Source organism: Faecalibacterium sp. PGM34 (assembly GCF_054456555.1).
The window spans coordinates 2438289-2450987 of the sequence record NZ_CM136898.1; the positions used below are offsets into that span (position 1 = coordinate 2438289).

At 59.3% G+C, this 12699-nt stretch carries 9 protein-coding genes and 1 tRNA gene; 4 read left to right on the plus strand and 6 right to left on the minus strand.

What is annotated here, in order from left to right; translation table 11 throughout:
* Nucleotides 1–112 precede the first annotated feature (112 nt).
* Nucleotides 113–1621 (plus strand): recombinase family protein, encoded by a 1509-nt coding sequence (locus tag ACXPUX_RS11805; protein ID WP_458828468.1) that lies wholly within the window; start codon nucleotides 113–115, stop codon nucleotides 1619–1621.
* On the opposite strand, the gene ACXPUX_RS11810 is transcribed toward ACXPUX_RS11805, so the two are convergent.
* The 4 genes from ACXPUX_RS11810 to ACXPUX_RS11825 form a co-directional block, all read right to left on the minus strand.
* Nucleotides 1584–1661: transfer RNA gene (locus ACXPUX_RS11810), tRNA-Pro, on the minus strand. The two genes, ACXPUX_RS11805 and ACXPUX_RS11810, sit on opposite strands and share 38 nt — an antisense overlap.
* A gap of 156 nt (nucleotides 1662–1817) precedes the next feature.
* The gene (gene uvrA, locus ACXPUX_RS11815) at nucleotides 1818–4685 is read right to left on the minus strand and encodes an excinuclease ABC subunit UvrA (RefSeq protein WP_458828469.1); all 2868 of its coding nucleotides are present in this window, start codon (nucleotides 4683–4685) and stop codon (nucleotides 1818–1820) included.
* A complete protein-coding gene (gene uvrB / locus ACXPUX_RS11820; RefSeq protein ID WP_458828470.1) occupies nucleotides 4672–6729 on the minus strand; it encodes an excinuclease ABC subunit UvrB in 2058 nt (685 codons plus the stop codon). The genes uvrA and uvrB overlap by 14 nt, the downstream gene beginning before the upstream one ends.
* A gap of 93 nt (nucleotides 6730–6822) precedes the next feature.
* On the minus strand, nucleotides 6823–7542 hold the full coding sequence (locus ACXPUX_RS11825) for a JAB domain-containing protein (RefSeq protein WP_458828471.1): 720 nt from the start codon (nucleotides 7540–7542) through the stop codon (nucleotides 6823–6825).
* Nucleotides 7543–7712: 170 nt separating this feature from the next.
* On the opposite strand from ACXPUX_RS11825, the gene ACXPUX_RS11830 reads away from it, so the two are divergent.
* On the plus strand, nucleotides 7713–8702 hold the full coding sequence (locus ACXPUX_RS11830; protein ID WP_458828472.1) for a pseudouridine synthase: 990 nt from the start codon (nucleotides 7713–7715) through the stop codon (nucleotides 8700–8702).
* Between the two features lie 66 nt (nucleotides 8703–8768).
* On the opposite strand, the gene ACXPUX_RS11835 is transcribed toward ACXPUX_RS11830, so the two are convergent.
* Together ACXPUX_RS11835 and ACXPUX_RS11840 are read right to left on the minus strand one after the other, a co-directional pair.
* Nucleotides 8769–10136: a sensor histidine kinase gene (locus tag ACXPUX_RS11835; RefSeq protein ID WP_458828474.1), complete on the minus strand. Its 1368-nt coding sequence runs from the start codon at nucleotides 10134–10136 to the stop codon at nucleotides 8769–8771.
* On the minus strand, nucleotides 10133–10852 hold the full coding sequence (locus ACXPUX_RS11840) for a response regulator transcription factor (RefSeq protein ID WP_458828475.1): 720 nt from the start codon (nucleotides 10850–10852) through the stop codon (nucleotides 10133–10135). Before ACXPUX_RS11840 ends, ACXPUX_RS11835 begins: the two co-directional genes overlap by 4 nt.
* A 165-nt stretch (nucleotides 10853–11017) precedes the next feature.
* On the opposite strand from ACXPUX_RS11840, the gene ACXPUX_RS11845 reads away from it, so the two are divergent.
* Nucleotides 11018–11944 carry an ABC transporter ATP-binding protein gene (locus tag ACXPUX_RS11845; RefSeq protein WP_458828476.1) on the plus strand — a complete coding sequence of 309 codons (927 nt, stop codon included), beginning with the start codon at nucleotides 11018–11020 and terminating at the stop codon, nucleotides 11942–11944.
* 1 nt (nucleotide 11945) lies between these two features.
* Nucleotides 11946–12695 (plus strand): ABC transporter permease, encoded by a 750-nt coding sequence (locus ACXPUX_RS11850; protein ID WP_458828477.1) that lies wholly within the window; start codon nucleotides 11946–11948, stop codon nucleotides 12693–12695.
* Nucleotides 12696–12699: the final 4 nt, after the last annotated feature.

Genomic DNA, 12699 nt, shown 5'->3' on the forward strand with positions numbered 1-12699 from the left:
TAGACGATACTCAGGTATTCAACTTTTCAGCTGTGGAAACATTCTAATTTTCTGAAAGGTGGTATTTATGCCTCACAAAAAGAAACCCCAAGAGGTAGGCGGTCGGCGTCTGGTGGCATACTATCGCTACTCCGGCGGCAGTCATCAAACGGAGCAGTCCATTGAGGGCCAGCGCCGGGACTGCGAGACCTACGCCCGTATCCACGGCATGGTCATTCTGCACGAATACATTGACCGGCATATCTCCGGCAAGACGGACGACCGCCCGGAGTTCCAGAAGATGATTGCCGATGCCGGGAAAGGGATGTTCGACTATGTGATCTGCTGGAAAACAGACCGCATTGCCCGCTCCCGGTATGACAGCATCATCTATAAAAAGAAGCTCCGCGACAACGGCGTGGAGCTGCTCTATGCCGCAGAAGCCAACGTTGAAGGTTCCGGCGGTATCATTGTGGAGGGCTTGATGGAAGCCCTTGCGGAATACTACTCCGCCGAACTGGCCGAGAAGGTGCGGCGCGGTATGCGGGAAAGCGCCTTGAAGGGCAAGGCTATTGGCAGTTCCCGCCCCCTTGGCCTTACCGTGGACAAGGACAAGAAGTATATCATCGACCCCGCCGGGGCTGCCGCTGTGCGGTATATCTTTGAGCAGTACGCCGCCGGGGCTGCATCCTCTGCTATCGTTGCACACCTGAATGAACAGGGCTTGCGCACCAGCCGGGGCAACCCGTTCAATAAATCCAGCGTGGTGCGCATCATCCAGAACGAGGTGTATCGGGGCGTGTATGTCAGCCCCAAGTTTGACGTGCGCATTGAGGGCGCAGTACCGGCCATTATTGACGACGATCTATGGGAGAGGGCGCAGAAGATGTTTATTCGTAACCGCCAGAGCCGTTCCCCGCGCAATGACCGCGCGGACTACATCCTGTCCGGCAAGCTGTTTTGCGGCGAGTGCGGCACTGCCATGAAGGGCGTGTCCGGCCACAGCAGCAACGGCGAGGTGTACTTCTACTACAACTGTCCGTGCAAGGACTGCCACCGCCGGAACATTCCGAAGGACGAGCTGGAAGGTCTGGTGATCCGCACCGTCTGTAACGACGTGTTGCAGCCGGACGTGATGGATCGCATTGCAGACAGTGTGATCGAAGCCCAGACCGCCGAGCTGAACCAGCCCAACCCGGAGAAGGAAGCATTGCAGCACGAGCTTGCCGATGTGCAGCGTAAGGCAAAGAATCTGCTGGCCGCTTTGGAGAACGGCACCGCCGGGGCTATGCTGACCAACCGCCTTGCCGAACTGGAACAGCAGGCAGACACGCTGTCCTATCAGCTGTCGTCGCTGGAATCTGAACCGAAGTTCCCGGTCTTCTCCAAGGAAGAAGTTCTGTACCTGTTGGAACAGTTTCTCATTGCCCCCAGCGAGAAAACCAAGGCATACCGCCGCCGCCTGATCGATACCTTTGTCAGCAAGATCGAGGTGAGCAACGCGGAACTGACCATCTATTTCAACATTTCCGAAGAAGATTGTGGAAAAATGAAAAAAGCTCCTCAGTCGAGCCAGCCCGAAGGCTGTTCGACTGAGAAGCAAATGGTCCGAGTGGCGAGAATCGAACTCACGGCCTCTTGAACCCCATTCAAGCGCGCTACCAAAACTGCGCTACACCCGGATATCGACCGCCGCTTCCCTACCGAAGCGTGGCGACAAGAGATATTATACTCAGGCAAGGCCGTTTTGTCAACAGATTTTTCAATTATTTTTGGTTTTTTCTGAGAAAAGTCTGATTTTTACACGGATACGCGCTTTTTCGTTTTTGCTGTTTTTGTCAGTGCTTTTCCGCTTCTGCGGCGCACTGCGCGCGGTCGCGTTCCAGCAGCGGGCGCAGGTACTGGCCGGTAAAGCTGCCGGGCACGGCGACTACCTGCTCCGGGGTACCCTCGGCCACGATCTCGCCACCGGCGCTGCCGCCCTCCGGGCCAAGGTCGATGATATGGTCGGCACACTTGATGAGATCCAGATTGTGCTCGATGACGATGACCGTATTGCCCACGTCCACCAGCTTTTGCAGCACCTCGATCAGGCGGTGCACGTCTGCAATATGCAGGCCGGTGGTGGGCTCGTCCAGAATATACACCGTTTTGCCAGTGCCGCGGCGGGCAAGCTCGTTGGCCAGCTTTACGCGCTGCGCCTCGCCGCCGGACAGGGTGGTGGCGCTCTGCCCAAGGGTGACATAGCCAAGACCCACGTCCAGCAGCGTTTGCAGCTTGCGGGCGATCTTGGGCTGGTTGGCAAAGAACACCACCGCTTCCTCCACGGTCATGTTCAGCACGTCCGCAATGGTCTTTTCCTTATACTTTACTTCCAGTGTTTCGCGGTTGTAACGTGCGCCCTTGCACACCTCGCAGGGCACATAGACGTCCGGCAAAAAGTGCATTTCGATCTGCAAGATGCCGTTGCCCTCGCAGGCTTCGCAGCGGCCGCCCTTAACGTTGAAGCTGAACCGCCCCGGACCGTAGCCGCGCATCTTGGCGTCCTGCGTCTGGGAGAACACGGTGCGGATATCGTTGAACACGCCGGTGTAGGTGGCGGGGTTAGAGCGCGGGGTGCGGCCGATGGGCTGCTGGTCGATGCCGATGACCTTATCCACAAATTCCAGCCCCTCTACCCCATCACACTTGCCGGCGCGGGAGCGGGCACCGTTCAGCTCGCTGGCCAGCGTTTTGTACAGGATCTCGTTGATGAGGCTGGACTTACCCGAGCCGGAAATACCGGTGACACAGATGAATTCCCCCAGCGGGAAGCTGACGTCGATGTTGCGCAGGTTATTTTCCCGCGCGCCCTTTACAGTCAGGCAGTGGCCGTTGCCGGTGCGGCGGGTCTGGGGCACGGCAATGCGCTTGCGGCCGGAAAGGTAGTCGCCGGTAATGCTGCGCTTGGCCTTGCAGATATCCTTTACGCTGCCTGCGGCTACGATCTCGCCGCCGTGCACACCGGCACCGGGGCCTACGTCCACGATATAATCCGCGCTGCGCATGGTGTCCTCGTCGTGCTCGACCACGATGACCGTGTTACCCAGATCCCGCAGGTTTTTCAGGGTGGCGATGAGCTTATCGTTGTCCCGCTGATGCAGGCCGATGGAAGGCTCGTCCAGCACATAGAGCACGCCGGACAGGGCGCTGCCGATCTGGGTGGTCAGGCGGATGCGCTGGCTCTCGCCGCCGGACAGTGTGCCTGCCGCCCGGGCAAGTGTAAGGTAATCCAGACCCACGCTCTGCAAAAATTGCAGGCGGTTCTTGATCTCCTTCATGATCTGACCGCCGATCTGCTGCTGCTTTTCGGTGAGGTTTGGCTCGTTTTGTTTGATAAATTCCAGCTCGTCCCGGATGGACATCTCACAGAACTGGCTGATGTTCTTGTCCCCGATGGTCACGGCAAGCACCACCGGCTTCAGGCGCTGGCCGTGGCAGTCCGGGCATTCCACGCCGGACATAAAGCTGCCGATCTCTTCCTTCATCCACTCGCTGTTGGTCTCGCGGAAGCGGCGTTCCAGATTTTCTACGATGCCCTCGAAGCTGTTGTAGTACACTCCGCTGCCGAACTCGTTGGTACGGTGCATCTCGATTTTTTCGCCGTTGGTGCCGTAGAGCAGGGCGTTCACCGCCTCGGTGCTCATCTCCTTGATGGGCGTATCCAGCGTAAAGCCGTATTTTTTACCAAGGCCAAGGTAGTACATCTCGCTCACAGAGCCCTCGGCGTAGTACCAGCCGCTGGCCTTGATGGCTCCCTCCCGGATGGAAAGGCTGCGGTTGGGCAGAATGCGATCCTCGTCCACCCGCATAAAGGTGCCAAGGCCGGTGCATTTTTCGCAGGCACCCAGCGGGTTATTGAAGGAGAAGAGCCGGGGTGACAGGTCACTGATGGAGATGCCGTGCTCCGGGCAGGCAAAGTTCTGGCTGAAGGTCATGCACTCGCCGCCGATGACGTCCACCTCGGCTACGCCGCCAGTGAGCGCCAGCGCCGTTTCCAGCGAATCCGCCAGACGGCTGCGGATGCCCTTGCGCAGGGCAAGGCGGTCCACCACGATCTCCACCGTATGCTTGATGTTCTTTTCCAGACTGATCTCCTCGTCCAGATCATATAGATTTCCGTCGATTTTCACGCGGGCATAGCCGGCGCGGCGAGCAGCGTCCAGTTCCTTCTGCTGGGTGCCCTTGCGCTGACGCACCACCGGGGCTAAGATTTGGAACTTTGTGCCCTCCTCCAGCTTGAGGACGGCGTCCACCATCTCGTCCACGGTCTGCTGGCTGATGACCCGCCCGCAAACCGGACAGTGCGGCACGCCGATGCGGGCGTACAGCAGGCGCAGATAATCGTAGATCTCGGTCACGGTGCCCACGGTGGAGCGGGGGTTGTGGCTGGTGGTCTTTTGGTCGATAGAGATGGCCGGTGAAAGGCCGGTGATTTCGTCCACATCCGGCTTATCCATCCGTCCCAGAAACATCCGGGCGTAGCTGGAAAGGCTTTCCACATAGCGGCGCTGGCCGTCCGCGTAGATGGTGTCGAAGGCCAGACTGGACTTACCCGAGCCGGAAAGGCCGGTCATGACGATCAGCTTTTCCCGCGGGAGGGTCAGATTGATATTTTTCAGGTTGTGCTCACGGGCACCCTTGATGATGATCTTATCGTTTGCCAAGGTATTTTCTCCCTTTTCGTTGTGTCTGTGCATGGTTCTGCTTGCGCTCGTTCTCGGCGGCGGAATCCACGGTGGGGTTCTCGCCCCGGCGCAGGCGGTCGATCTGATCCCGCAGGAAGGCTGCGTGCTCAAATTCCAGCAGCTTTGCAGCTTCCTTCATCTCCCGGGTCAGGCGCTCGATGGCAGCTTCCCGCTCCATCTTGCCCATGCGGCGGGTGTTGCGCTTGGCGTTTTCGGCCTTATCGCTGATCTCGATGCTGTCTGCAATGGCCTTGACGATGGTCTTGGGCACGATGCCGTGTTCCTCATTATAGGCCATCTGGATGGCGCGGCGGCGCTCGGTTTCGGTGATGGCACGCTCCATGCTGTCGGTCACCACATCGGCGTACATGATGACCATTCCCTCCGCGTTGCGGGCGGCGCGACCGATGGTCTGGATCAGGCTGGTCTCGCTGCGCAGAAAGCCCTCCTTGTCGGCGTCCAGAATGGCCACAAGGCTCACCTCCGGCAGATCCAGACCCTCGCGCAGCAGGTTGATGCCCACCACCACGTCGATGCTGCCCAGACGCAGATCCTTGATGATCTCCATGCGCTCGAAGGTATCCACCTCGTGGTGCATATACTTGACCTTGATTCCCTGCTCGGTAAGGTAATCGGTGAGATCCTCGGCCATCTTTTTGGTCAAGGTGGTCACCAGTACTCGCTCCTGCCGCTGGATGCGGGTGTTGATCTCGCCCAACAGATCCACCACCTGCCCTTCCACCGGGCGCACCGAGATCAGCGGGTCCAGAAGGCCGGTGGGGCGGATGACCTGCTGCGCCACCTGCGAACTGTTCCGGCGCTCGTACTCGCCGGGGGTGGCGGAGACAAAGATCATCTGGTTGAGCTTGGACTCCACCTCCTCAAATTTCAGGGGGCGGTTATCAAAGGCGGACGGCAGACGGAAGCCGTATTCCACCAACGTTTTTTTGCGGGCGTAGTCGCCGCCGTACATGGCGCGCACCTGCGGCAGGGTGACATGGCTCTCGTCCACGAAGAGCAGAAAGTCCTCCGGGAAATAATCCAGCAAGGTGGTGGGCATACTGCCCGGCGCGCGGCCGGACAGCACCGCCGAATAGTTCTCGATGCCCTTGCAGATGCCCACCTCGTTCAGCATCTCGATATCGTAGTTGGTGCGCTGGGCAATGCGCTGTGCTTCGATGAGCTTGCCCTCGGCGGTGAACTGCTTGACCTGCGCGTCGCACTCGGCGCGGATCTTTTCCAGCGCAGCGGCCTTCTTCTCGGCGCTGACGATGTAGTGGCTGGCCGGGAAGATGGCCACGTGCTTGACCACATTCTGCTTGGCACCGGTAAGCGGATTGAACTCGGTGATGCGGTCGATCTCATCTCCGAAAAACTCCACCCGGATGGCAAGCTCGCTCATATAGGCAAGGTAGATGTCCACGATATCGCCGTGGACGCGGAACTTATTGCGCACAAAATTCACATCATTGCGTTCATATTGCAGCGTCACAAGCTTCTGGCACAGCTTGTCCCGCTCCATCTGCATTCCGGGGCGCAGACTGATGACCATGCTGCGGTAGTCGATGGGATCGCCCAGCGAGTAGATGCAGGACACCGAGGCCACAATAATAACGTCCCGCCGCTCGGAAAGCGCCGCCGTAGCCGAGTGGCGCAGACGGTCGATTTCATCGTTGATGGCGCTGTCCTTTTCAATATAGGTATCGGTGCTGGGGATGTAGGCTTCCGGCTGGTAGTAGTCGTAGTAGCTGACGAAGTACTCCACCGCGTTGTTGGGGAAAAACGAGCGGAACTCGGTGCACAGCTGCGCCGCCAGCGTTTTGTTGTGCGCCAGCACCAGCGTGGGGCGGTTGCACTGGGCAATGACGTTGGCCATGGTAAAGGTCTTGCCGCTGCCGGTCACGCCCAGCAGAGTCTGGCAGCGGTCGCCCCGCTGCACCCCCTCCACCAGCTGCGCGATCGCCTGAGGCTGGTCGCCAGTGGGGGCATAGTTCGACACCAGCTCAAATTTTTCCTCTGCCATCGTTTTCTCCCTTCCGTACATATAACCACAATCTGTTGTTGTTTCAAGTTGTATTATAGCACGCACATTTTATCATGTAAACAGTTTTTTGTTTTACGGCCAGAACAGCGTACCGGTCTTGAAATCGTAGATGGGCAGGCGGTTGGCGTCCCGCATGGAAAAATACTCGGTGTCGGTCAGGATGAAGTGATCCAGCAGGTGCACATTTACCAGCCCCAGCGCACGGGCAATGCTGCCGGTAGCGTCCATGTCCTCCAGCGAGGGCAGCGCCACCCCGTTGGGGTGGTTGTGGCAGAGCACCACGGCATCCGTGCCGCCCTTGATGGCGGCAGCCACCACGTTCTTGATATCCAGATTTACCCGGTCGGAGGTGCCCTCCCGCAGCCAGACGGCGGCGCGCACCCGCTTGCGGCTGTCCAGACTGACCAGCATGGCGCGCTCGTAGTCCGACCACGCAAACTTTGCCATCAGGTAGCTGCCCATCTGCTCGGTGGTCTTGATGCAGCGGGTGGTGCTGGTGCGGCTGCGGCCGTAGTACCGGCTGATTTGCGGCAGCAGATGCAGCATCCGGGCGGTAGAGGGGCCTACGCCCTCTACGGTGCACAGCTCTTCCTCGCTGGCTTCCAACACCGCCGCAAAATCCCCGAACCGGTCGATCAGGTCATGGGCGATGCCGTTGGTGTCCTTTTGGGCGTTGGTCAGGTAAAGCACATATTCCAGCGCCTCGTGCTCGGCCAGACTGTCCAGCCCATAGCTCTGCACCCGCTCCCGCATCCGCTGGCGATGTCCCTTGTGCCGTTTATTCTCTGCCATGGCGGTACTCCTTTTTTCTATGTTCTCTCCTTATAGTACCCATTTTGCGACGCAAACACAAGCGTTCTGCAAAAATAACCCGGATTTTGCACCGGAATGCGCGTTGACTTCCCGCCCGCACTGTATTACTATAAAAGCATGATTCTGACAAAAACGATGAGGATAGCTTTATGAAACAATTTACTGCCACCGCCAACGACGACGGCGTGCGTCTTTCGCGCTTTGTGCAGAGTGTGACCCGCGATCTTCCCACCAGCCTGCTGTACAAGAGTTTCCGCAACAAGCGGGTGAAGGTAAACGGCAAAAAGGCCGCGCCGGAGTACCGTTTGCAGGCGGGAGACCTGATCGAGCTGTACATCAACGACGAGTTTTTCCCGCCCGAGGGCGCAAAGCCGGTACAGAAGGCTGCCCCCAAAAAGCAGCCCAATCAGCCCAAGGTGACCGTCATCTACGAGGATGAAAACCTTGCGGTGCTGTACAAGCCTACCCACCTGCTGTGCCACAGCGACCGCACCGGCGATGCCAATCTGGTGGACGCCTTTACCCAGTACCTGACCCAGAAGGACGAATACGACCCCCACGGCGAGAACCGCTTCAAGCCCGGCATCTGCAACCGGCTGGACCGCGGCACCGAAGGGCTGGTGATCGCTGCCAAGAACTACGCCGCCCTGCGGGACATGAATGAGATCATCCGCACCGACCTGTTGAAGAAGGAATACTACACCATCACGGTGGGCATCCCCCAGTCCGGGCGGTTCACCGCATGGTGGGAGCACGACGAGAAGAACAATAAGGTCAGCATCCACGCCCATCAATCGCAGGACGAGCGCCGCAAGCAGATCATTACGGACGTGGACGTGCTGCGCACCGCAGGCCCCTTTGCCCTATGCAAGATCGGCCTTGTCACCGGGCGCACCCATCAGATCCGCGCCCATCTGGCCTATCTGGGCAAGCCGGTGCTGGGCGATATCAAATACGGCAACCGCAAGATGAACGAGCGCACCGGCACCAAGACACAGGCGCTGTGCGCTGTGCGCATCAGCTTTCTGGATGTGCCGGAGGAAAACACCCTGCACTACCTTTCCGGCAAGGTCATCAAGCTGAAAGACCCCCAGATCTTACAGCAGTTTGATGCGCTGGACAAAAACAAAGAAGCATAACAATAAGACCGCCGTTTGCTACAACTGCAAGCAGCGGCCTGTTTTTTGCGCCATTTTTTGTCCTGTTCACGCCCGGCCGGGCAGCCAGACCGTTGTTTTTGCTCCACAGGGGGTGTTCTGCCCGAACACTGCCGTGCCGCCATGGGCGGCGGCGATCTGCTGCACTACATACAGGCCAAGGATATGAGGCGCATTTTCGGCAGGCTCCGCAGCGTTCAGCGCCGCAAGAACGGCAGCTGGATAGCCGATGCCGTCATCCGCTACGGTCAGGCAGAAGCGCCCCCCTGCCTGCCGGGTGTGCACGGTAATGTTCACCGGCTTTGGGTTATGCCGGACGCTGTTGTTCAGCAGATTTTCCAGCAGCCGTTCCAGCAGCGCCTCATCCACCGAAAGCACTGTCTGCTCTGCCGGTTCTTCCTGTTCCAGCGTGATCTCGCAGCGCTCTGCCAGCGGGCTTTCGCAAAACTGCGCCACCATCTGCCGGAACAGCGGCCCTGCCCGGAGGTCTTTCCGGCGCAGGGGTTGGGCACCGTATTCCAGCTTACTGGTCAGGTTCAGGTCATCAATGAGGGTGCGCAGCTTTTCGCACTGGGCGCGGATGCCGGTCGCTTTCTGCCGGGAGCTGTCCGGCAAAAGTGCATCCTGTTCCAACTGCTCCGCCCAGCCCAGAATCAGCGCCAGCGGGGTGCGCACGTCATGGCTGACCCCTGCGATCCACTGGGTGCGGGCGTTGTCCCGCCGGGAAAGCATCTCATTTTTGGCTTGCAGCTGCGCCCCGGTCTGGTTCAGCTTTTCTGCCAGTTCCCCGGCAAAACCATCGGTAGGCAGCCGGACGGTCTGCCCCTGCGCCAGTGCTTCCAGACCGTTTGCCACGGTCTCCAGCCGCTTTGCCCCCCGCCAGCTCAGCCAGAAGCAGAGAACCAGACCCAGTAGCAGCATTCCCAGCGCTGCTGCCGGGAGCACCCGCACCATGCTCAGGGCAAAGTCCGGTGAGCTGTAAATGCTGTACTTCCACAGGCTCCCCTTTGGCAGCCCGATGACGAACAGTCCGTAGGGTTCCGTCCAGCAGAACACCGGGTAATCTGCCAGATACCAGCGGGCAAATTTGGCAATATCGCCGGGAGTGTAGGCGTGATCCAGTTCCTGTGGCAGGCCGTAGCTCCAGCGGATGTTTCCCACATCATCCAGCACCATCGCCCACTCGTAGCCGTTCATCCACTCCTGCGGGGTGCGCTCTGCCCCAAAGGCAAGCCCTTCTGCCGTTTCCACCATGGAATCTGCGATTTTGCTGGAGGAGTACTCCCGCTGCGGCCGGCGGCAGCTCTCCTGCCAGCCCAGCCACCCCAGCACCGCAACACCGGAAAACAGCAGCAGCAGAACAATGCCCACCGCCGCCAGCACATACCGCCGGATCAGACGCACAAAGGTTTTCATGCTTCTTCCCCCTTTGTCAGCTTATAGCCGATGCCCCGCACCGTCCGCAGAAACTGCGGCGCACCGGGTTCGGCTTCCAGCTTCTCCCGCAGATGCCGGATATGCACACCCAGACTGTTCTCGTAGCCATAATAATCTGCGCCCCAGACCGCCGCACAAAGGGCATCGTAGGTAACGATATGTCCCCGATTTTCTGCCAATTTCCGCAGCAGCGCCAGCTCGGTAGCGGTCAGCGCCAGTGTTTTGCCCTCCGGCAGGGTAACAATGGCATCATTCAGGTCTACGCACCGCTCCCCCAGCTGCAAAGGTGCCGGTTTTGTACGGGACAGCTCTGCCCGGTATGCCCGCCGCAAAATATGCTGCACCCGCAGCAGCAGCTCCTGCATCAGAAAGGGCTTGGTCAGGTAGTCGTCTGCGCCAAGACCCAGCCCGAACAGACGGTCGGCATCCGCGTCCCGTGCGGAGAGGAACAGCGCCGGAACATCCGCTTTTGCCCGCAGCGCCCGGAACAGCGAAAAGCCGTCCCCATCCGGCAGATTGATATCCAGGATCATCAGCTCCGGCTGTTCTGCCGCAAAGCAGGCGCGGGCAGCGGCGCAGCTTTGGGCGGTTCTGATATGGCCATATCCTGCGCCCCGCAGCTGCTCACACAGCAGTGCCAGCAGCTCGGCGTTGTCGTCCACAAGCAGGAGCTTTGCATCATAAACGGTATCCATAAGGGCAGTTCTCCTTTCCCGCCTTTACTATACCACACTTTTTGTGCCGCAGCAGAAAACACCTGCAAATTTAAGGGTAAATTAAGCTGCGTTTCCGGTCAGTTTAAGGCAGCGGGTGTATTCTGGCATCGTTCCGAAAACCATGAATGCGAAAGGAGACCATTTATGAAACCTGTGATCGAGACCCATGCCCTTTGCAAAAGCTACCATGGCCGTCCGGTGGTGGATCATTTGAATCTGACTGTCCCGGAGGGCTGTGTCTACGGCTTTTTAGGCCCCAACGGTGCGGGCAAATCCACCACTATGAAGATGCTGTTGGGGCTTGTACACCCCACCGGTGGCAGCGTGGAACTGCTGGGGCACACCCTGAACGAAGCAAACCGCATTGCCCTGCTGCGGCAGACCGGCAGTCTGATCGAATCTCCCTCCGGTTACCTGCACCTGACTGCCCGGGAAAACCTTTCCATCGTGGCTGACCTGAAGGACGTGAACCGGAAGGACATCAGCCGGGTGCTGGAGATCGTGCACCTGACAAAAGACGCTGACCGGAAGGTGGGGCAGTATTCCCTTGGTATGAAGCAGCGGCTGGGCATTGCCATGGCGCTGCTGGGCAGCCCCAAACTGCTGATTTTAGATGAACCCACCAACGGTCTGGACCCGGCAGGCATTCAGGAGATGCGCAGTCTGATCGCTTCCATGCCCCAGACCACTGGAGCCACCGTGCTGATCTCCAGCCACCTGCTGGGCGAGATCGAGCAGATGGTGGATCAGGTGGGTATCCTGAACCACGGCAGGCTGCTGTTTGAGGGCTCCTTGCAGCAGCTGCAAAAGCACAGCCGGGGCAGCATTCTGCTGCGGGTGCTGGACGCACCCAAAGCCGCAGCCGTCCTGCAGCAGCAGGGAGTAAAAGCCGCTGCACCGGCAGACCAGCCGGACACCCTGCAGCTGCCCCCGCTGCCGGACGAAGCGCTGGCGGCGCTGGTCTGTGCCCTTGCCGAAAGCGGCGTGGGCGTGGTTGGACTGACTGCGCAGACAAAGAGCCTTGAGGGCATCTTCCTCAGTCTGACTCAGACCAGCGGGGAGGTGGCGTAAGATGGCAGCTTTCCATGCAGAACTGCAAAAAGCCCACCGTCGGCACGACCTTGCCCTCTGCCTGCTTATCCCCGGCATTATCGTGCTGTGGGTAGGCGGCCTTGCCCCGGCAGACCCGGAGGAGCTTGCCAACGGTTACAGCGCCCTGCTTTACAGCCTGCCCGTCATTGAGGCCATTCTGATGCCGGTGATGATGGCAGTGCTGGCCTCCCGGCTGTGGGATATGGAGATCAAAGGCAACACCGCCAAGCTGCTCTACACCCTGCAGAGCCGCCGCAGCCTGTTTGCAGGCAAAGCGGTCTTTGGGGTGCTGGAAGTTCTGCTGGTCACGGTGCTGGAGCTGGCCTGCGTTCCGGTGCTGGGGCGCGTTCATGGTTATACCGAAGCCTTTCCCACTGGGCAGCTATGCTATCTGTTCGTCTGCACGCTGACTGTGGACGCAATGCTCTTCTTTGGTGAATTTCTGCTGATGCTGTGGGTGGGCAACCCCCTGCCGGCGCTCTGCGTGGGCATTGTAGGGGCGCTGGTGGGGCTGTTTTCTGCTTTTATGCCGCCGCTTGCCAGTTACTTTGTGCCCTTTGGGTACTACATCCCTCTGAGCGCCTACGAAGTGGCGAACTGGGACAAGGCTACCCACACCGTCACCTACGGCACCCGCTCCTTCAACTGGGGACTGCTGGCCTTCACCCTTGCGCTGGGCGCTGTGCTGTTTGCCCTTGCGTGGCGCAAGGTACAGGACGAGGAGGTATAAAACC